At 64.0% G+C, this 19922-nt stretch carries 16 protein-coding genes; 4 read left to right on the forward strand and 12 right to left on the reverse strand.

Annotated features, from left to right (window positions below; all coding sequences use genetic code 11):
* Positions 1 to 50: 50 nt before the first annotated feature.
* The 3 genes from rfbG to GWG65_RS20140 all read right to left on the reverse strand — a co-directional run bounded on the left by rfbG (position 51) and on the right by GWG65_RS20140 (position 2701).
* Entirely contained in the window at positions 51 to 1178 is a 1128-nt protein-coding gene (gene rfbG / locus GWG65_RS20130) for a CDP-glucose 4,6-dehydratase (protein ID WP_275197276.1), read from the reverse strand.
* Positions 1175 to 1945: a glucose-1-phosphate cytidylyltransferase gene (gene rfbF, locus GWG65_RS20135; RefSeq protein WP_275197277.1), complete on the reverse strand. Its 771-nt coding sequence runs from the start codon at positions 1943 to 1945 to the stop codon at positions 1175 to 1177. Before rfbF ends, rfbG begins: the two co-directional genes overlap by 4 nt.
* A 141-nt stretch (positions 1946 to 2086) precedes the next feature.
* Positions 2087 to 2701, reverse strand: coding sequence for a class I SAM-dependent methyltransferase (locus GWG65_RS20140; RefSeq protein ID WP_275197278.1), 615 nt, complete (start codon positions 2699 to 2701; stop codon positions 2087 to 2089).
* A gap of 306 nt (positions 2702 to 3007) precedes the next feature.
* Between GWG65_RS20140 and GWG65_RS20145 the strand changes: the two genes are divergently transcribed.
* The gene (locus tag GWG65_RS20145; protein WP_275197279.1) at positions 3008 to 4201 is read left to right on the forward strand and encodes a CoA transferase; all 1194 of its coding nucleotides are present in this window, start codon (positions 3008 to 3010) and stop codon (positions 4199 to 4201) included.
* A 141-nt stretch (positions 4202 to 4342) separates the two neighbouring features.
* Here GWG65_RS20145 and GWG65_RS20150 read toward each other — a convergent pair whose 3' ends face one another.
* The 7 genes from GWG65_RS20150 to GWG65_RS20180 form a co-directional block, all read right to left on the reverse strand.
* The gene (locus tag GWG65_RS20150) at positions 4343 to 5860 is read right to left on the reverse strand and encodes a tripartite tricarboxylate transporter permease (protein ID WP_275197280.1); all 1518 of its coding nucleotides are present in this window, start codon (positions 5858 to 5860) and stop codon (positions 4343 to 4345) included.
* A gap of 10 nt (positions 5861 to 5870) precedes the next feature.
* The gene (locus GWG65_RS20155; RefSeq protein WP_275197281.1) at positions 5871 to 6413 is read right to left on the reverse strand and encodes a tripartite tricarboxylate transporter TctB family protein; all 543 of its coding nucleotides are present in this window, start codon (positions 6411 to 6413) and stop codon (positions 5871 to 5873) included.
* 163 nt (positions 6414 to 6576) lie between these two features.
* Positions 6577 to 7551, reverse strand: coding sequence for a tripartite tricarboxylate transporter substrate-binding protein (locus tag GWG65_RS20160; protein ID WP_275197417.1), 975 nt, complete (start codon positions 7549 to 7551; stop codon positions 6577 to 6579).
* A gap of 154 nt (positions 7552 to 7705) precedes the next feature.
* A complete protein-coding gene (locus GWG65_RS20165; RefSeq protein ID WP_275197282.1) occupies positions 7706 to 8503 on the reverse strand; it encodes an enoyl-CoA hydratase/isomerase family protein in 798 nt (265 codons plus the stop codon).
* 49 nt (positions 8504 to 8552) lie between these two features.
* Entirely contained in the window at positions 8553 to 9752 is a 1200-nt protein-coding gene (locus GWG65_RS20170) for an aminotransferase class V-fold PLP-dependent enzyme (RefSeq protein WP_275197283.1), read from the reverse strand.
* A 116-nt stretch (positions 9753 to 9868) separates the two neighbouring features.
* Complete coding sequence (locus tag GWG65_RS20175) at positions 9869 to 11152, reverse strand: MFS transporter (RefSeq protein WP_275197284.1); 1284 nt, start codon at positions 11150 to 11152, stop codon at positions 9869 to 9871.
* Positions 11153 to 11204: 52 nt separating this feature from the next.
* Complete coding sequence (locus tag GWG65_RS20180) at positions 11205 to 12458, reverse strand: alanine--glyoxylate aminotransferase family protein (protein ID WP_275197286.1); 1254 nt, start codon at positions 12456 to 12458, stop codon at positions 11205 to 11207.
* Between the two features lie 82 nt (positions 12459 to 12540).
* On the opposite strand from GWG65_RS20180, the gene GWG65_RS20185 reads away from it, so the two are divergent.
* The 3 genes from GWG65_RS20185 to GWG65_RS20195 all read left to right on the forward strand — a co-directional run bounded on the left by GWG65_RS20185 (position 12541) and on the right by GWG65_RS20195 (position 16784).
* Positions 12541 to 13278, forward strand: a complete 738-nt coding sequence (locus GWG65_RS20185) for a GntR family transcriptional regulator (RefSeq protein WP_275197287.1) — start codon at positions 12541 to 12543, stop codon at positions 13276 to 13278.
* Positions 13279 to 13384: 106 nt separating this feature from the next.
* Positions 13385 to 16363: an FAD-binding and (Fe-S)-binding domain-containing protein gene (locus GWG65_RS20190; protein WP_275197289.1), complete on the forward strand. Its 2979-nt coding sequence runs from the start codon at positions 13385 to 13387 to the stop codon at positions 16361 to 16363.
* The gene (locus GWG65_RS20195; protein WP_275197291.1) at positions 16356 to 16784 is read left to right on the forward strand and encodes a heme-binding protein; all 429 of its coding nucleotides are present in this window, start codon (positions 16356 to 16358) and stop codon (positions 16782 to 16784) included. Before GWG65_RS20190 ends, GWG65_RS20195 begins: the two co-directional genes overlap by 8 nt.
* A gap of 129 nt (positions 16785 to 16913) precedes the next feature.
* Here GWG65_RS20195 and GWG65_RS20200 read toward each other — a convergent pair whose 3' ends face one another.
* Both GWG65_RS20200 and GWG65_RS20205 read right to left on the reverse strand, forming a co-directional pair.
* Positions 16914 to 17696, reverse strand: a complete 783-nt coding sequence (locus GWG65_RS20200) for an enoyl-CoA hydratase/isomerase family protein (protein ID WP_275197292.1) — start codon at positions 17694 to 17696, stop codon at positions 16914 to 16916.
* A gap of 129 nt (positions 17697 to 17825) precedes the next feature.
* Positions 17826 to 19916, reverse strand: coding sequence for a molybdopterin oxidoreductase family protein (locus tag GWG65_RS20205; protein WP_275197294.1), 2091 nt, complete (start codon positions 19914 to 19916; stop codon positions 17826 to 17828).
* Between the last annotated feature and the right edge of the window lie 6 nt (positions 19917 to 19922).

Genomic DNA, 19922 nt, shown 5'->3' on the forward strand with positions numbered 1-19922 from the left:
AGGGCTTCGTTGACCCGCCCGCGCGGGCGCTGACACCGACTTCATGTGAATCACTTCGCGTTGACCGCGGCGACCTGACCGCGCGTTTGTTCCGATACCGACTGCGATGCGCCGTTCGCGACGACGTCACCCAGGACGAATTCGAGCTGTTCGAGCGAGATTTGTCGCAAATCCTGACCGCGTTGAAACGCCTTGTACCAGTCGACGGTGAGACCCAGCCCCTGGACGAGGTCGAGACGCGGCGTCCAGTTGAGCTGCGAGCGGGCCCGCTCGCAGTCAAGCCTCAGAAAAGCCGCTTCATGCGGATGCGGGCCGTCATCGCTGATCCAGTCCGCGCCATCGCCCCACATCGTCTGCAGATGCTCCACGACGTTCCGCACCGGCTGCTCGCTGTCGGCATTCGGACCAAAGTTCCAACCGTCGGCAAAGCTGGCGTCAGCCATCAACCTCTCGACGAGGGTGAGATAGCCCAGGATGGGATCGAGCGCATGCTGCCAGGGACGCACCGAATTGGGATTGCGAATGCGTAGCGGCTGATGGTCCAGGAACGCTTGCATTGCATCCGGCACCAGGCGATCACGCGCCCAGTCGCCGCCGCCAAATACGTTTCCTGCCCGCGCGCTCGCGATGCGCGCCGCGCCGTTCTCGGCAAAGAAGCTTCGCCGATAGGAATAGGTCACGAGTTCCGCACAGGCCTTGCTGTTGCTGTAGGGATCGTTGCCGCCGAGCCGATCGCTCTCGCGGAAGGCGGCCTGGCCGCCATCGTTCTCGTAGCATTTGTCGCTGGTGACAATCAGCACGGCCTTCACGCACGGCAGATGCCTCGCGGCCTCGAGCACATGAACCGTCCCCATTACATTGGTCGCGAAGGTTCCGACCGGTTCGGCGTAGGACGGCCGCACCAGCGCCTGCGCTGCCATGTGAATGATCACGTCGGGCTGAGCTTCCGACATGGCCGCACTCAACCTGCCAAGATCTCGGATGTCGGCAAGGCATTGCTTGATGTCGGCGGCGATTCCCGCCGCCACGAACAGCGACGATGGATCGGTCGGCGGCAAGGCGTAGCCATAGACACTGGCGCCGAAGCGCCGCAGCAGCAGCGATGCCCACGCACCCTTGAAACCGGTGTGCCCGGTCAGAAAAACCTTCTTGCCGCGCCAGAACGCCGGATCCGTCACCAAACCCTCCACCGGGCGCGGTTGTTGGCCCACTCGTCCTCGAGGTAGTTGCGGTCGCGCAAGGTATCCATCGGGTGCCAGAAACCGGGATGCACAAAGGCGCGGAGCTGGTCGTTGCGTGCGAGTTGCTCCATCGGCTCGCGTTCCCACACGGTTTGATCGCCTGCAATCAGACCACCGACGGAAGGCGACAGCAGGAAGAACCCACCATTGATCCAGCCGCCATCGTTGAGCGGCTTCTCTTCGAAATTGACCACCTTGTCGCCTTCGATCGCCACAGCGCCGAATCGCCGGGCCGGCCGCACCACCGACACGGTTGCCTCGCGGCCATGTTCCCGGTGGAACGCGATCTGGGCCGCGAGATCGATGTCGGCAACGCCGTCGCCATAGGTGAGCGCGAAGAAGGGCTCGTTCGCGACGTAGGGCAGCGCCCGCTTCAGCCGGCCTCCGGTCTGGGTATCCTCGCCGGTGTCGACCAGCGTGACCCGCCAGGGTTCGGCGGTCTCGCGATGCACCTCCATCCGATTCTCTGCGAGATGGAAGGTCACGTCGGACATGTGCAGGAAGTAATTCGCAAAGTATTCCTTGATCATGTAGCCCCTATAGCCGAGGCAAATCACGAAATCATTGAAGCCATAGCGGCTGTAGATCTTCATGATGTGCCACAGGATCGGCTTACCGCCGATTTCGACCATGGGCTTCGGGCGCGTCGTCGTCTCTTCGGCAATGCGCGTGCCCAAACCGCCCGCAAGGATAACCACTTTCATCCACTATCTCCGACGGCAACTGCAAGTGGCCGCATAGTCGCTTCTATACGACGCTTTCTGGCCGGCAAACCAATACGAACTTACAGTATTATACTACCGCAATTGGGCCTGATTGGCTATTTTCCCTGCTCGTCGGGAGGATCAACGGTTCGCCAAGTGGCAGACCGTGACGCAATAAGTGTGCGGCACCCACGAAAGATCTTCGCGAATGTGCATGGTCACGCGAGGGAATACCTGCTCAAGGATGCGCCGATAGCCTTCCTCAGTACGCACGAACTCGCCGCGGTCATGAGTATGCATCCATCGCGCAAACGGGTGCTGGCCTTCACGGAGGCAGCCGTCGAGCGTAAAGACGAAGCCCTCGTCTTCCAGGCTGTCGCGCACTGTCCTGAACAACGAGACGGCCTGCTCGTCGGATAGATGATGAATGAGCGCGTTCATCATCACAGCTCTTGCCTTGCCGAACTCGACCACTGCCGTCGCGTCGAACTGGCGCAGATGGAAAGTGCCGAGGTGGCCAAACGTACGTTGCGCAAACTCTATGTAGTCCGGCGCTACGTCGAAGCCGTGATAGTTCACCTTACCAAGGTGCTCGACGATATGTCCCGGTCCGCACCCAATGTCGAACACGGTCGAGCCGTCGGGCAGAGGCGGCATGTAAGCCATCATCGCCTTGAGCCGGGCACCGAAAAAACCGCCCAGCTCCTGGAACTTCTGATAGACAGCTGGCGACTCCAAGATCCGCCGCAGATCCATGCCCTACCCCATTCTTGGAAGAGGCTTATCAGGTCGTCTTAGCGTTGTGTCAACCGTTCTGGCTGCCGCCGCTTTCTCGGCCAGCTGGCTGTTGATGACGGCCGGATGGGCGCCCAGCTCGCCCGTGGGTTGCCTACACCAGCGTACGATACGGCAGGGTTACGGCACCCGGTTACTGGATTGAAACACCCGGGAACAGACAGGCAAGGCCTTGCATTTCGACAGGCAACGTCCGCGCCTGCGCAGCTTGCCGCTTGATGTTTCGGCTCTATGGTGGGTCCGTAATCTGTCCCGGAGCCTTTCAAGATGCCGTTTCCGCATGCCTCCGAAGCCCTGTCGCGCTTCACCGTGCTCGATCTGACCCGTGTCCGGTCCGGGCCCACCTGCGTGCGACAGCTCGCGGACTGGGGCGCCAACGTGATCAAGATCGATGCGCTGACCGAGGACGTCGGCGGCGAGCAGCCGGGCGGCCCTCGGCACGGGGCCGACTTCCAGAATTTGCACCGCAACAAGCGGGCGATGACGCTGAACCTGAAGGACCGGCGCGGGCTAGCGGTGTTCAAGCGCTTGGCCGCCAAGGCGGACGTCGTGGTCGAGAATTTCCGGCCCGACGTGAAGAAGAAGCTCGGCATCGACTATGAGAGCCTGCGCGAGATCAACCCGCGGATCGTCTATGGCAGCATCTCCGGCTTCGGCCAGGACGGGCCCTATCACAAGCGGCCGGGGTTCGATCAGATCGCGCAGGGCATGGGCGGGCTGATGTCGATCACCGGCGCGCCGGGCGAAGGCCCGATGCGGGTCGGCATTCCCGTTGCCGACCTCACCGCCGGCCTGTTCTGCGCCATGGGCATCCTCACCGCGCTGCTGGAGCGCGAGGTCTCGGGCAAGGGCCAGTGGGTGCAGACCTCGCTGTTGCAGGCGCAGATCTTCATGCTCGACTTCCAGGCCGCGCGCTGGCTGATGGAGAAGGAGGTCGCCAAACAGGCCGGCAACAACCACCCCACCAGCATCCCGACCGGGGTGTTCAAGACCTCCAACGGCTACATCAACATCGCAACGACCGGCGGGCGGATCTGGGAGCGCTGCGCGCAGGCAGTCGGCGCGCCGGAGCTCTACAGCCATCCCGATTATGCGACTGCACCCGCACGCTCCAAGAACCGCGACGCGCTCAATGCCGAAATCGAGAAGCGCACGGTTACGAAGTCGACCGAGACCTGGGTCAGGGAGCTCAACGAGGCCGGCGTGCCTTGCGGGCCGATCTACGCCATAGATCAGATGTTCGAGGACGCGCAGGTCAAGCATCTCGGCATCGCGCAGGACGTGCCGAACGTGGAGAATCGCGACATCCGCCTGGTTGGCCAGCCCGTCACGCTGTCGCGCACGCCAAGCAAGATGGTGGCGCGGCCGCCGGAATTCGGCGAGCAGACGGATGAGGTGCTGAAGGAATTCGGCTTCGCCGCGGACGAGATCGCAGAACTCAGAGAGGCGAAGGTGGTTTGAGGCCGTCGGGCCCCGGCACGATGGAAGCCAGCCCAGCTCCAGACCGATCGACCATGACAGGTGCCTTGACATAGGGCCTCGCGCAGCCCAGAGAGCACTGCTACCCCCCACTATCCATTTGGCGTAAGCAGAAAATACCCCTTAGGGGGAGGCCGGTTTCGCGCCCTGCGTCGATCCCGCGCGGCTCAGTAAACCGTCGATCAACGGCCAGAAAAGCAGCACGATCGCCAGCGTCGTGATCGAGCCGACCAGGCCATTTGACCAGAACACCTTGAGGTCGCCGCCGGAGCCGATCATCGAGAGGCGGAAGGCATCCTCGGCGCGGTTGCCGAGCACGAGCGCCAGCGTGAACGGCGCAAGGGGAATGCCGATCTTCTTGAAGACATAGCCGACAACGCCGAAACCCAGCATCAGCCAGATGTCGAACATCGCGTTCTGGATCGCATAGGCGCCGATCGCGCAGGACACCACGATCATCGGCGCCACCGCCGCAAACGGCACGCGCAAAATGGACGCGAAGATCGGCACCGTCGTCAGCACCAGCATGAGGCCGACGACGTTGCCGAGATACATCGAGGCAATCAGGCCCCAGACGAAGTCCTTGTGCTCGACGAACAGCAGCGGCCCCGGATTGAGCCCCCACACCATCAAGCCGCCGAGCAGGATCGCGGCAGTGCCGGAGCCGGGAATGCCGAGCGCCAGCATCGGCAACAGCGCCGCGGTGCCGGAGGCGTGCGCCGCAGTTTCGGGCGCGAACACGCCCTCGATGCGGCCTTTGCCAAAACTCTCGGGATCATTGGCGAAACGCTTGGCGAGATTGTACCCCATGAAGGACGCCGCGATCGCGCCACCCGGGGTAATGCCGAGCCAGCAGCCGATGAAGGAGGAGCGCAGCAGCGTCACCCAGTATTTCGGCAGGTCCTTCCACACGCTCAGCACGACGCGAAGCGAAATGCTGGCCGCGTGGCCGCGCAGCGCCAGGCGCTCCTCCATGGTCAGCAGGATCTCGCTGATGCCGAACAGGCCGATGACGGCAACGAGGAAGTTGATGCCCCGCAACAACTCCGCGGTGCCGAAGGTCATGCGCAACTGGCCCGACACGGTATCCATGCCGACGCCGGCGAGCAGGAGGCCGAGCGACATCGAGATCACCGTCTTGTGCTTGGCCTCGCGCCCGAGGCCGACGAAGGAGCAGAAGGTCAGCAGATAGACCGCGAAGAACTCGGGCGGGCCGAACTTCAGCGCAAAGGACGAGATCATCGGCGCAAGGAAGGTGATCAGCAGAACCGCGACAAGCGAGCCGACGAAGGAGGACGTGAACGCCGCCGTCAGCGCCTCCGCCGCCCTGCCCTGCTGCGCCATCGGATAGCCGTCGAAGGTGGTCGCGACCGACCAGGCTTCGCCGGGGATGTTGAACAGGATCGATGTAATGGCGCCGCCGAACAGCGCGCCCCAGTAGATGCAGGACAACATCACGATCGCCGAGGTCGGATCCATCGTGAAGGTCAGCGGCAAGAGGATCGCCACGCCGTTGGGGCCGCCGAGGCCGGGGAGCACGCCGACGAAGATGCCGAGCACCAGCCCGACCATCATCAACACCAGTGTCTTCCACGTGAGCAGGACGGCGAAGCCGTGGACCAAAAGACCGAACGCTTCCATCGCTACCCGCCTAGTAGCCGAAGGCCGCTTCGAGCGGTCCCTTCGGCATGATGACGTCGAAGGCGATGTCGAAGGTGACGAACATGATCGCCGTGAACAGGAAAGCGGTGAGCAGCGACTTCCACAGCGCGATCTTGCCGACCAGTCGCATGAAACTTGCGATCAAGAGGAAACTCGCGACATAGAGGCCGAGGAACTGCGTCACCAGACAGAACAACAACGTCGGCACGAACACCGCCAGAACGCGGCGGGCCTGCGCGCGCGTGACGAAGGTTTCGGACGCCGCGCGGCGGGCAAGCAGAGCGACAATCAAGCCGTAAAGGCTGCCGCCGCCGAGGATGGTCGAGAGATAGAACGGGAAATAGCCAGGCTCTGGCCCGGTCGAATCCCAGGAGATGCCGGTGCGCCAATTGTCGTAGCCAAGCGTTGCAGCCAGCGCAAGAAGGAGCAGGGAGACCACAATTTCAACCGTGCCCGAGCTGACGACAGAAGGCGAGTCGTGTTCGGGCGCGGTTGGATCCTCGACAACGATTTCAAGATCGGTTTGGGACATGAGCTGTGAGGGACGGAGTAAGTTCAATTTCCCCTCTCCCCCGCTTGCGGGGAGAGGGTCAGGGTGAGGGGAGTCTCCGCGGCGACGGTGAGGGTTGGACTCGCGGAGAGGCCCCTAACCCCGACCCTCTCCCCGTAAGAACGGGGAGAGGGAGAAGACAAAGCTACTTCGCGACGAATCCGGCTTCCGTCATCAGCGATTTGTTGACTGCATCGTCCTCCTCGAGGAATTGCACCATGTCCTTTCCGGTGAGGAAGATCGGCTTCAACGCCTGCTTTTCCATGTAGTCCTTGTACTCCGCGGTCTGCGTCACCTTTTGGAACAGCTCGACATAGAACGCCTGCTGCTCAGCCGTGACCTTGCCGGGCAGGAACATTGCGCGCAGCATCAGATACTGGACGTCGACTCCCTCCTCCTTGCAGGTCGGGATGTCGGCCCAGGACTGCGTGTCCGTCACCTTGGTGGTGTAGGAGATGCGCTCCTTGTCGAACACGCAGAGCGGACGCACCTGGCCCGCGCGCCAGACTTCGAGATTTTCGCTCGGGTTGTTGACATTGGATTCGGTGTGGTTGCCGACGAGCTGGGTCGCAGCCTCGCCGCCGGACTTGTAGGGCAGATAGGAGAATTTCGCGCCGGTCTTCTGCTCAAGGAACACGGTCAGAACGTGATCCTCGCGCTTGGAGCCGGTACCGCCCATCTTAAACGGGGCGCTCGCGGCCTTCGCGGCCGCGACGAATTCCTTCACCGTCTTGGGCCCCGCGCTATTGTCCCACAGCACGAACTGGTCGAGCGCAACCACCGAGACCGGAGTCAGCTCACGCCAGTTGAATGGGATCTTCGCCGACAGCGGCAGCATGTAGATCAGCGAATAGGCGATCAGCACCTTGTTCGGATCGCCCTCGCTGGATTTCATGTACATCAGCGCTTCCGCGCCTGAAGCGCCGCCCTTGAGCGAGACCACGATCGGCTGCTTCATCAGGCTGTTCTTCTGGATCGCGGCCTGCATCATCCGCGCCATCTGGTCGGAGGCGCCGCCTGCGCCAGCCGCCACCACGATCTCGACGGGTTTTGTCGGCTCCCAGCCGGCAAGGGCTGGTGCGCTCAACAATAGCGCCACCGCGACGCCGACGGCTTTCACTGGAATTCGCACGAGTTTCGTCCCCTGGTTATTATTGGCTTTTTAATGCCGGGAATTTATCGGCGCATTGTGCGGAGTAATGTTGGTGAGTTCAAGCAAGCTGGCATCCCGCTGCATATGACTTTCGGCTGACGAAATCGAACCCGGACAGACCTTATTTGCCCTTCCAGTTCGGCGTACGCTTGTTGAGGAAGGCGTCCATGCCCTCGCGGAAATCTTCGCTCATATAGGCCTTGAGGATCAGATCCTCGCCCTCTTCGCGCGACAGCGTGCGGCGGATGCGGCGCACCGCCTCCTTGGTGGCTTCGAGCGTGAGCGGCGCGTGGCTGGCGACGAGCTTTGCGGTCTCGTCGGCGCGGCGCTGCAGCGTCTCGACGTCGGGCACGACCTCGTTGAGCAGGCCGAGCGCCAGGGCTTCCGGCGCCTCGACCAGTCGTGCCTTGAAGATCAGGTCCTTGGTGCGGGCCGGACCGACCAGCGAGACGACGCGGCTGATGTTCGACATCGACAGGCAGTTGCCGAGCGTGCGCGCGATCGGAAAGCCGATGCGGGTGGTTTGGGTGCCGATGCGGAGGTCGCAGCAGGCCGCAATCCCGGCGCCGCCGCCGGTGCAGGCGCCGGCGATCGCCGCGATCACGGGCACGCGGCACTGCTCCAGCGTGCCGAGCACGCGGTCGATCCGCGCCTCATAGTCGAGCGCATCCTGTGCGGTCTTGAAGGCGCGGAACTGCGAGATGTCGGTACCGGAGGCGAATGCCTTGTCGCCGGCGCCGGTCAGGATCAGCGCCTTGATCGAACGGTCGGCGTTGATGTCCCGGCAGATCTGCGCCATGCGCTCGTACATGGCGAAGGTGAGCGCATTGCGCGCCTGGGGGCGGTTGAAGGTGATCCGCGCGATGCCGTCCTGGACGGAGTAGAGCAGGTCCTCGTTGGTCGTCGTCGGTGCGTTCATCGCGCGCTCACTTCTTCACTTTTCTACAGTTGGTTCAGGCTTTGAGCCTTCAAGCCACCTGCGCCTTGGCCATCGGCACCACGTCGCGTCCCTTCAGGACGTCCATGGCCGCCAGCACGCCGCCGCTCCGGTGCGGGATCTTTGCAAGATCGAGGCCCATCTCGACGCCGGCGAGCGTACCCATCAGCATCAGGTCGTTGAAATGGCCGATATGGCCGATGCGGAACACCTTGCCCTTGACCTTGTTCAGGCCGGTGCCGAGCGACATGTCGAAATTCTCCAGCACGACCTTGCGGAAGGCGTCGGCGTCGTGTCCATCCGGCACGCGCACGCCGGTGAGAGCCGGCGAGTGCGCGGCAGGATCGGCGCACTGCGTCTCCAGACCCCAGACCTTGACCGCCGCGCGCGTTGCCGCGCTATGACGCTTGTGACGGGTCCACACGTTCTCGAGCCCCTCCTCCTCAAGCATCTTCACCGCTTCGCGCAGGCCGAACAGCAGGTTGGTCGCCGGCGTATAGGGGAAGGTGCCGAGCTTGTTGAAGGTGATGACTTCTTGCCAGTCCCAGTAGGAGCGCATGCCCGGATTGGCCTTCGCAACGGCGAGCGCCTTGTCCGAGACGGCGTTGAAGCCGAGGCCCGGCGGCAGCATCAGGCCCTTCTGCGAGCCGGCGACCGAGACGTCGATGCCCCAAGCGTCATGCTCGTATTCCATCGAGCCGAGGCCGGAGATGGTGTCGACCATCAAGAGCGCCGGATGCTTGACCCGGTCGAGCAGCTTGCGCACGTCGAGCGGCGGCGTTACGCAGCCGGTCGAGGTCTCGTTGTGCACGACGCAGACCGCCTTTATCTTGTGCTGCTTGTCGGCGACGAGGCGCTGCTCGATCTCGGCAAGATCGGCGCCATGGCGCCAATCGCTCGGGATGAAGTCGACGTCGAGTTTGAACTTGTCGGCAATGCCGCGCCACAGGATGGCGAACTGCCCGGTCTCGCACATCAGCACCTTGTCGCCGGGCGCAAGCACGTTGACCATGGCCGCTTCCCAGGCGCCGGTGCCGGACGAGGGGAAGATGATCACGGGCTGCCTGGTGCGGAACACGCGCTGCATCGAGGCCAGGACAGCAAAACCGAGCTCGGCGAACTCCGGACCGCGATGGTCCAGCGTCGGCATGTCCATCGCCCGGAGCACCCGGTCGGGCACGTTGGTCGGCCCTGGAATCTGAAGAAAATGCCTTCCAGTGTGCACGGTCATCGGCGTCCTTCCCGGTCTTGCCTTGATTTTGATGGCGCCGAATAGCACCATTTGACCGGCTTGTCCCCTCTCCTTAAGGCGCCTCCCATGCATAACCGGCGGACCTTCGCCGCCCCCTACTCCGCGGCCACCAGCTTCCCTGACGGCAGGTGCCCTTCGGCCTCCGTGAACGGACGCTCCGGATGCATCAGGAAGGCTGAGAAGCCGCCGAGCAGCAACAGCCCCATCGACATCAGGAATGGCAGGTACCAATTGCCGGTCGCATCGATCACGAAGCCCGCGACCAGAGGGGAGACGATGGCGGCGAAGGCCGACCCCGTGTTCATCAGTCCCGATGCTGTTCCGGAATATTTCGGGGCGATGTCCATCGGGATCGACCACATCGGGCCGATCACCAGCTCGGCGCAGAAGAAGCCTGCCGACAGACATAGCGCAACGACGGTGATGTCGTGGACGAACAGGATCGGCAGCAGCGACAGCAAGGCGCCGGCAAATCCCGCAACGGTGACGCTGAGCCGCGCCAGGCGGACATTGCCGGTGCGGTCGAGGATCTTGTCCGACAGCACGCCGCCGACACTGTCGCCGACCACGCCAGCGAAGAAGACGCCCGAGGCGAACAGCGCCGAGTTCTTGATGTCGAGACTGTAGTTGTTCTTGAAGAACAGCGGCAGCCAGTTGAGGTAGAGCCACAGGCACCAGCCGTAGCAGAAATAGGTCAGCGTCACCGGCCACATGCGGCCGAGCAGCGGGCCCCACGGTACGCGCGGCCGCTCGCCGGTCGGGCGCGGCGGCAGCGCCGCGAGCTCGGCTTCGGTGATCGAGGCATGCTCCTTCGGCTCGTTGCGGAAGTACCAGACCCAGATGACGCCCCAGACCAGGCTCACGAAGCCGAGCACGACGAACGCCCCGCGCCACGTCAGCCAGAGGATCAGCAGCGCGACGGCCGGCGGCGTCACCGCATTGCCGAGCCGGGCGAAGGAATGGGTCAGCCCCTGCGCGAAGCCGCGGCGGTTCGCGGGCGTCCAGTATTGCATCGCACGCGTCGCGGTCGGAAAGGTCGCGCCCTCGCCGAAGCCGAGCGCAAAGCGCGCGATGAACAGCGCGGTAAGACCATGCACGAGGCCGGTCATGATGGTCGCCACCGCCCAGATCATGCCGCACCAGAACAGCGTCTTGCGCGGCCCGAAATGATCGCCGACCCAGCCGCCGATCACCTGAAACAACAAATAGGGATAGGCGAATGCTGAGAAAACGAGGCCGAGCTGGGTGTTCGAGAGACCAAGCTCCTTCTGGATTTCGCTCGCCGCGGTGCCGATGTTCACCCGGTCGACATAGGTGATGAAATACATCGCGCAGAGCATCGCCAGCACGACATGCGTGGCCTTGAACCGAACTCCCATCTCCACCCCTCCCTATTGCTGTTTTTATGATTGTCGGTGCGCGCCTCGCGCTCTAAGTGCCAACCACCTTCAGATGAGGCGAGGAATTGCCCTGCGTGCGCTGCTCCAGCAGCTTCATCGCCGCCTCGACGCCGCCGGAGCGGTGCGGCACGCCTGCGACCGACATTCCCATCTCCACGCCGGTGAGCGCACCGAGCAGCGTCAGCGCGTTGCATTCGCCGAGATGGCCGATGCGGAAGACTTTTCCGGCGACCTTCGACAGGCCGGAGCCGAGCGACATGTTGTAATTGTCGAGCACGACTTTGCGGAACTGGTCGGCGTCATGACCGGGCGGCATCAGCACTGCGGTGAGCACCGGCGAGAACTCGGCGGGCTCCTGGCAGAGCACCTCGAGACCCCAATGGTTGACTGCGGCGCGGGTTGCGGCAGCTAACCGCTCGTGGCGCGCGAAGACGTTGTCGAGCCCCTCTTCGAGCAGCATCGCGATCGCTTCGCGCAGGCCATAGAGCAAATTGGTCGCCGGCGTGTAGGGGAAGAAGCCCTTTGCATTCGGCTTGAGCATCTCCTCCCAGTCGAAATAGGAGCGCGGCATCCTGTTGGTCTTCGACGCGGCGCGGGCCTTTTCCGAGATCGCGTTGAAGCCGAGGCCGGGCGGCAGCATGAAACCCTTCTGCGAGCAGCTGACACTGACATCGACCTTCCATTCGTCATGTCGATAGTCGACCGAACCGAGCGAGGAGATGGTGTCGACCATCAGCAGCGCCGGGTGCGAGGTGCGGTCGATCGCGGCCCGGATATCGGCGATGCGACTGGTCGCGCCGGTCGAGGTCTCGTTGTGCACGACCATCACCGCCTTGATCGCCCGCACGGTGTCGTCGGTGAGCTTCGCCTCGATCAGGGCCGGATCGGCGCCACGGCGCCAATCGCCGGGAACGAAATCGACCTCGATGCCGAAACGTGCCGCCATCTGGCGCCAGAGGGTGGCGAAGTGGCCGGTCTCGACCATCAGGACCTTGTCACCCGGCGACAGCGTGTTGACGATCGCAGCTTCCCAGGCACCGGTCCCCGAGGAGGGGAAGATCACAACCGGACACGCGGTCTGGAAGATTTTCTGGCTGCCTTCGAGCACGGCCCGCCCGAGCTCCCCAAATTCCGCACTCCGGTGGTCGATGACCGGCATGTCCATGGCGCGAAGAACGCGGTCGGGGACCGGGCTCGGGCCCGGAATCTGGAGGAAATGGCGTCCCTGATGCATGAAAACCTCCCTGGCGACGGATTCTGGCCGGCTTATTTGACTATTTTGCATTCATTTTTTGTCATTTCAATCGAAATTTGGTATTCGATTGTGGCCGTCGACGCGACGAACTGGGCAAACTATTGTGCTGCAAATGAAATCCACGATTCCCGATACCGGGGTTCCTATCGCCCCGCCGGCCGGCAATGGCGGCGACCGCCAGGAAGCCTCGCTTCATGACGAGATCCTGCTTCGGCTGCGCGACTACGTGGTCGAGGGCAACATCCCGAACGGCGCCCGCGTTCCCGAGCGTCAGCTTTGCGAGATGCTCGGCATCTCCCGCACGCCGTTGCGCGAGGCGCTGAAGGTGCTCGCCGCGGAAGGCCTGATCGAGCTCCTGCCCAACCGCGGCGCGCGGGTGCGCCAGCTCAGCCAGCGCGACCTCGAGGAGCTGTTCGACGTGATGGCGGGACTGGAAAGCCTTGCCGGACGGCTCGCCTGCGAAGCCATCACCGACGAGGAAATCACCGCGATCGAGCAGCTGCATTACGAGATGTACGGTCATTACCTGCATCGCGACATGCATGGCTATTTCCAGATCAACCAGCGCATCCACGAGAGCATCGTCGCCGCCGCGCGCAACGAGACGCTGAAGACGGCCTATGGCAACTTCGCGGGGCGGATCCGCCGCGTCCGCTACTCCGCCAATTTCGCCCGCAAGCGGCAGCGCTGGGCGGAAGCGATGCGCGAGCATGAGGCCATCCTCGACGCACTCCGCCGCCGCGCCGGCGGCGAGTTGAGCGACATCCTGTTCCAGCACCTGCGCAACAAGCGGACGGCCGCGATTGAGCACCTGACCGAGTCCCCAGGGGACGCAGCGACATCGCCTTGAGTGGCGCTCGCCTTGCTCATTTTGAATTCATAATATAATCGGTCGGGAACAACAATGAATACTCCAACGGGGTGGGTCGCCTCGTTGGATCAGTCCGGGATCAGGGATGACAAACGCCTCCTCGCTCGAACGGCGCCTGCGGTCGGAATTGACCGGCGACGTCCTGTTCGACCGCTTCAGCCGCGGCCGCTACGCCACCGATGCCTCGTTCTACCAGATCGTGCCAGCCGGCGTGGTGGTGCCCAGGACCATGGACGAGGCCTTGCGGGCGCTGGCGATTGCCCGCGACGACGGGCGCAAGGTTACCCCGCGCGGCGGCGGCACCTCGCAATGCGGCCAAGCCGTCAATGACGGCCTCGTGGTCGACCTCTCGAAACACCTGAACCGCATCCTGTCGCTGGACGTCGAGAACCGGACCTGCGTGGTCGAGCCCGGCATCGTGCTCGACGATCTCAACCGGCAGCTCAAAAAGCACGGCCTGTGGTTCCCAGTCGACGTCTCCACCGCATCGCGCGCCACCATCGGCGGCATGGCCGGCAACAATTCCTGCGGCGGCCGTAGCTTGCGCTACGGCACCATGCGCGACAACACGCTGTCGATGGAGGCCGCGCTCGCCGACGGCACGCTGAGCCGCTTCGGCGAGGTGCCGCGCGATCTCTCCGGTATCGATGCGAGCGACGGCACACGGGCACTGTTCCGCGACATGCTCGATCTCGGCGCGCGCGAGGCCGAGGAGATCGCCGCGCGCTTTCCAAAAGTGCAACGCCGCGTCGGCGGCTACAATCTCGATGCGCTGACGCCGCGCAACGCGCCCAATAACATGGCGCACCTTCTGGTCGGCTCCGAAGGCACGCTCGCCTTCACCACCAAGGTCGAGCTGAAGCTGTGGCCGGTGATCCGCAACAAGGCACTCGGCGTCTGCCATTTCGGCAGCTTTTACGAGGCAATGGATGCAGCCCAGCATCTGGTCAAGCTCAAGCCGATCGCGGTCGAACTGGTCGACCGCACCATGCTCGCGCTCGGCCGCGACATCGCGATGTTCGCCCCCGTCATCTCTGCCGCGATCAAGGGCGATCCGGATGCCGTGCTGGTGGTCGAGTTCGCCGAGGAAGACCAGACCGACAATCTCTTGCGCCTCAAACAGCTCGGCGAGCTGATGGGCGATCTCGGTTTCGGCTGGAACAACGACAAGCGCAAATGGGGCGGCGTGGTCGGGATCACCGAGCCGGCGCTCCAGGGCGGCATCGCCGATTTCCGCGCCGCCGGCCTCAACGTCATGATGTCGATGAAGCAGGAGGGCAAGCCGGTCTCCTTCGTCGAGGACTGCGCCGTGCCGCTGCCGCATCTCGCCGACTACACCGCGCGGCTGAACGAGATTTTCGCCAGGCACGGCACCAGCGGCACGATGTATGCACATGCCTCCGAGGGCTGCCTGCATGTGCGGCCGGTGCTGAACCTGAAGCTGGAGAAAGACGTCAAGGCCATGCGCGCCATTGCCGAAGAGGCCTTCGCGCTGGTGCGCGAGTACAAGGGCTCGCATTCCGGCGAGCACGGCGATGGCTTGGTGCGCTCCGAATTCCACGAGACCATGTTCGGGAAGCGCCTCGTCGCCGACTTCAGGCAAGTGAAGCAGCGCTTCGATCCCGATGGCGTCCTCAACCCCGGCAAGATCGTCGATGCGCCGAAGATGGACAACCGTTCGCTGTTCCGCTTCCCGCCGGATTATCGCGTCGGCGAGCTCAAGACCAAGCTCGACTGGTCCGCCTATCCCGGTGCCGGCGGCGGTTTCCAGGGCGCGGTCGAGATGTGCAACAACAACGGCGCCTGCCGCAAGCTGGAGGGCGGCGTGATGTGCCCGTCCTATCGCGCGACGCGCAACGAGAAGGACGTCACCCGCGGCCGTGCCAATACGCTGCGGCTTGCGATCTCTGGCCAGCTCGGCCCCGATGCGTTGTCGTCGGATGAGATGATGGAGACGCTCAAGCTTTGCGTCTCCTGCAAGGCCTGCCGGCACGAATGCCCGACCGGCGTCGACATGGCCAAGATGAAGATCGAGGTACTCGCCGCGCGCGTTGCGGCCCGCGGCCTGACGCTGCGCGACCGCTTGGTCGGCTACCTCCCGCGCTACGCCGGCCTTGCCGCGCGCTTCGCGCCGCTCGCCAACTGGCGCAACCGCAGCCCGCTGCTGCGACGACTGTTCGAACGCTTCGCCGGCATCAGCGCGCGACGGGCGCTGCCGGCTTTCCGCCGCGACGTCTTCGTGCCACCTGCTGACAGCATCGGTCCTGAGACCGGCCGCGAGGTCGTGCTGTTCGCCGATACTTTCAACCGCATTTATGAGCGCGAAACTCTCGACGCCGCGCTACGCGTGCTCACAGCCGGGGGCTATCGCGTGCATCTGCCGAAGCCGGCGAGCGGGAATCGGCCGCTGTGTTGCGGGCGCACCTTCCTCTCGGCCGGTCTTGTGGATCAGGCCAAAGTCGAGCTCGACCGGCTGGTGTCCACCTTCGCGCCCTTTGCTGCGCGCGGCGTACCGATCGTCGGCCTCGAGCCGAGCTGCCTCTTGACGCTGCGCGACGAACTCGCGTCTCTGCGCAAGGACAATGACGCCAAAGCCGTCGGCGCGCATGCGCTGACCTTCGAGGAATTTCTGGTGCGCGAGGCCGAGGCCGGCCGACTGCAGCTGCCGCTCGGTGCCGTCGCCGACAAGGCGATGGTGCACGGCCATTGCCACCAAAAATCCTTCGGCGCCTTCAAGCCGGTCGAGCAGGTGCTGCGCCTTGTCCCGGGCCTGAAGGTCGAGACCATCGAGTCGAGCTGCTGCGGCATGGCGGGCGCGTTCGGCTACGGCACCGAGACTTACGACGCCTCGATCGAGATGGCCGAGCTGTCGCTGCTGCCGGCCGTCAGGCGCGCCGACCAGGCGACGCTCGTCGTCGCCGACGGCACATCCTGCCGGCATCAGATCCACGATGGCACGCAGCGCGAAGCCCTTCACGTCGCCCGTGTCCTGGCGATGAGCCTTGATCGCGCGAAAACTCGTTCCACCCCTTCTCTAGTTGCAAAGGAAACCGTCCATGGCTGAACTGACGCTCGATACCGCCCGCAAGATCCTCGATGCCGCCCTCGCAAAGGCAACCGAGCTGAAACTGAAGCCGCTGGTCGTCACCATCCTGGACCCGCGCGGCGTCATCAAGCTCGCCGCGGCGCAAGACGGCACCAGCCTGATGCGCGCGGAAATCGCGCACGGCAAGGCTTATGGCGCGCTCGCGCTGGGCATGGGATCGCGGGCGCTGTACCAGCGGGCGCAGGAGCAGGCTTATTTCATCGACGCTGTGAACACGATGGCCAGGGGCGCGCTGGTCCCGGTCCCCGGCGGCGTGCTGATCATGGACGGCACGACGCTTCTCGGCGCCGTCGGCGTCTCCGGCGACACCTCCGACAATGACGAAGCCTGCGCGATCGCCGGCATCGAGGCCGCTGGACTGAAGGCCAACGCGGGGTAGCTCGTCACTACGGTCCGGCCCCTTGCTCCGTCATCGCGAGCGCAGCGAAGCAATCCAGACTGCTGCCGCGGAGGGATTCTGGATTGCTTCGCTGCGCTCGCGATGACGATGAGGAGAGAGCTAGCCCCCTCACCGCCCCGTCCATGTCGGCTTGCGCTTTTCGCTGAACGCCTTTAGCCCTTCCTTGGCGTCTTCGGTCATCGCCAGCAGCGCGATCTGGCTTTCAGTGTAGGCGATGCTCTCGTCGAACGACATCGAGGCGATGGCGCGCATGGCGTATTTGCCGCGGCGGATCGCGGTCGGCGACTTGTCGATGACACGGCCGATCAGCCAGTCGATCTTGGCGTCGAGCTCGGCGGCAGGCACGACGTAATTGAGGAGACCCGCCGCCTGCGCAGCCTTCGCGTCGAACGGCTCGCCGGTCAGTGCCCATTCGTTGACGAGCCGCCGCGGCGCGATGGTCTGCAACAGGCTCAGCACCTGCATCGGAAACACGCCAACCTTCACCTCCGGCAGGCCGAAGACGACGTGATCGGCCGCGACTGCCATGTCGGTCATGCACAACAGGCCCATGCCGCCGGCCATGCAGACGCCGCCGACGCGCGCGATTGCCGGCTTCGTGGCGTTCTGTGACAAACGTAACAGATCGGCATAGTCGACATTTGGTTTGGAATGATCCATCGCGAAAGCCGCGCCGGAGTTCTGCAAATCGGCGCCAGCGCAGAACGCCTTGTCGCCCGCGCCCGTCAGCACGATGACGCGGACGTCCTTGTCGTCATGCGCATCGCGATAGCCTTTTGCGATGCCGTCGATCACATCGCCGTTCAGCGCGTTGCGTTTCTCGGGCCGGTTGATGGTGATCCAGAACGCCTGCCCACACTTCTCGGTGATGACGCTTGCGGTGTCGGTCATGGTACGCTCGTGTCCTTGCTCCCGTTTGCAGCCATTTGCGGCAGCTCCCGCAACAGGCGCAAGGGCAATCTGCGGCGAAGCGACGCTTTAGCGCCTCGACACAAATTTGCAGACGGTCGAAGCGCGCGTTCAGGCCGCAGCCGCTTTCCTGATCCAGACCTTGTTGTCGTGGAACGCGGCTCCGCCGATCGGCGCCACCGCCTCGGCACCCGTCAGCATATTGATGCCGCGGCCACCAATATGGTTCTTGTTCGGATGAACGGATTCCGCGATCAGCACGCCGCGCCGCACGCCCTCGAACAGGACTGCGACCAGCGTGGTCTCGCCGCGGGTATTGCCGAGCGTCACGGCATCACCGTCGCCGATGTCGAGAGCGGCCGCGTCCAAGGGGTGAATCATCACGCGCGCCTTGCCCTCGCGCGCCTGCGAGGATGGCGTCTCGTTGAAGGTGGTGTTGAGGAAGCTGCGCGATGGGCTGGTGGCAAGCCGGAACGGGTGGGCCTGGTCTGTGTGCTCGATCACGGCCCAGTGGTCCGGCAGCGCCGGCATCTTGTCGAACTCGCCCATCATCAGCCCAAACGGCGGATGCGCCCAGTCGGCCTTGAAGTGGAATTTCTTGTCGGCGTGGGCAAAGCCGTCGAGATAATGCGCCGCGCGAAAATTCGGTTGCAGATCGCGCCAGATGTCGGCCTCGAGGCCGGCAATATCGCCATGGTCGCTCAACTTCAGCGTCGCGTCGATCAGTTCGCGCGGCGTCATCTCAAAGCCCCGGTGTTTGGCGCCAAGGCGCGGCGCCAGCGCCTGCAGGACCTGATGGTTGGAGCGGCATTCGCCGGGCGGGTCGATCAGCTTGGGACCGACCGAGATGTGCTGGTGTCCGCCGCCGTAATAGAGATCGTCGTGCTCCATGAACATTGTCGCCGGCAGCACGATGTCGGCCATCTGCGCCGTCTCGGTCATGAACTGCTCGTGAACAGCCACAAACAGATCCTCGCGCGCAAAGCCCTGCCGCACCAGCGCCTGCTCCGGCGCCACCGTCATCGGGTTGGTGTTCTGGATCAGCATCGCCTTGATCGGCCCCTTGCCGTGCAGGGCCTGCGCGTCACCGGTGAGGATGCGGCCGATCTGCGACTGGTCGAGCACGCGAATGGTGTTGTCGATCGCATCGTGGCCCTCGATGATGGATTCGTCGAAGTGCCACAGCGCGTAATTGTTGAAGAAGGCGCCGCCGCCTTCATATTGCCAGGCGCCGGTCACCGCGGGAATGCACAGCGCCGCATGCATCTGCGTCGCACCGTTGCGGGAACGGGTGAAACCGTAGCCGAGGCGGACGAAGGTCCGCTTGGTCTCGCCGACCAGCTTGGCGAAGGCTTCGATCTCGGACACCGGCACGCCGCAGATGGCGGAGGCCCATTCCGGATCGCGCGTCTTCAGATGCGCTTCGAGCTCAGCCGGGCAATCGGTGTATTTGTCCATATAGGCGCGGTCGGCATAGCCGTCGCGGAACAGGACATGCATGACGCCGCAGGCGAACGCGCCGTCGGTGCCGGGGCGCAGGATGATCTTGATGTCAGCCTGCTTCATGGTCTCGTTGTCGTAGATGTCGACCGCCGCGATCTTCGCGCCGCGCTCCTTCCGCGCACGCGCGGCGTGCGTCATCACATTGACCTGGGTGTTGACGGGATTGGTGCCCCAGATCACGATGAGGTCGGAGAGTGCCATCTCGCGCGGATCGACGCCGGCGATCTTGCCGGTGCCGATCGCATAACCGACGCGCGCGACGTTGGCGCAGATCGTCGAATAGAAGCGCGAATATTTCTTCACATGCGTCAGCCGATTGAGGCCGTCGCGCATCACCAGCCCCATCGTGCCGGCGTAGTAATAGGGCCAGACCGATTCTGCGCCGAACTCGCGCTCAGCCTGGTTGAAGCGATGCCCGATCTCGTCCAGCGCCTCGTCCCAGGAGATCCGCGCGAACTGGCCAGACCCCTTCGGTCCGGTGCGGCGCATCGGATATATCAGCCGCTCGGCGTGATGGATGCGCTCGGCGTAGCGGGCGACCTTGGCGCAGACCACGCCGGCCGTGTAGGTCTGCTCCTTCGAACCACGAACGCGGCCGATGCTGCGGCCTTCGACCACCTCGATATCGAGGGCGCAGGCCGAGGGGCAATCATGCGGACAGGTCGAATGACGAATTTCGATTTTGGCATGCTGGTTCATGGCCAA

This window comes from Bradyrhizobium sp. CSA207, from assembly GCF_029051685.1.
Taxonomy (GTDB): domain Bacteria; phylum Pseudomonadota; class Alphaproteobacteria; order Rhizobiales; family Xanthobacteraceae; genus Bradyrhizobium.

Excerpts from the sequence above, each read along its gene's own strand:
- rfbF (WP_275197277.1), bottom strand. The coding sequence starts at position 1,945 with ATGAAAGTGGTTATCCTTGCGGGCGGTTTGGGCACGCGCATTGCCGAA.
- GWG65_RS20140 (WP_275197278.1), bottom strand. The coding sequence starts at position 2,701 with ATGGATCTGCGGCGGATCTTGGAGTCGCCAGCTGTCTATCAGAAGTTC.
- GWG65_RS20145 (WP_275197279.1), top strand. The coding sequence starts at position 3,008 with ATGCCGTTTCCGCATGCCTCCGAAGCCCTGTCGCGCTTCACCGTGCTC.
- GWG65_RS20150 (WP_275197280.1), bottom strand. The coding sequence starts at position 5,860 with ATGGAAGCGTTCGGTCTTTTGGTCCACGGCTTCGCCGTCCTGCTCACG.
- GWG65_RS20155 (WP_275197281.1), bottom strand. The coding sequence starts at position 6,413 with ATGTCCCAAACCGATCTTGAAATCGTTGTCGAGGATCCAACCGCGCCC.
- GWG65_RS20165 (WP_275197282.1), bottom strand. The coding sequence starts at position 8,503 with ATGAACGCACCGACGACGACCAACGAGGACCTGCTCTACTCCGTCCAG.
- GWG65_RS20170 (WP_275197283.1), bottom strand. The coding sequence starts at position 9,752 with ATGACCGTGCACACTGGAAGGCATTTTCTTCAGATTCCAGGGCCGACC.
- GWG65_RS20175 (WP_275197284.1), bottom strand. The coding sequence starts at position 11,152 with ATGGGAGTTCGGTTCAAGGCCACGCATGTCGTGCTGGCGATGCTCTGC.
- GWG65_RS20180 (WP_275197286.1), bottom strand. The coding sequence starts at position 12,458 with ATGCAAAATAGTCAAATAAGCCGGCCAGAATCCGTCGCCAGGGAGGTT.
- GWG65_RS20185 (WP_275197287.1), top strand. The coding sequence starts at position 12,541 with ATGAAATCCACGATTCCCGATACCGGGGTTCCTATCGCCCCGCCGGCC.
- GWG65_RS20190 (WP_275197289.1), top strand. The coding sequence starts at position 13,385 with ATGACAAACGCCTCCTCGCTCGAACGGCGCCTGCGGTCGGAATTGACC.
- GWG65_RS20195 (WP_275197291.1), top strand. The coding sequence starts at position 16,356 with ATGGCTGAACTGACGCTCGATACCGCCCGCAAGATCCTCGATGCCGCC.
- GWG65_RS20200 (WP_275197292.1), bottom strand. The coding sequence starts at position 17,696 with ATGACCGACACCGCAAGCGTCATCACCGAGAAGTGTGGGCAGGCGTTC.
- GWG65_RS20205 (WP_275197294.1), bottom strand. The coding sequence starts at position 19,916 with ATGAACCAGCATGCCAAAATCGAAATTCGTCATTCGACCTGTCCGCAT.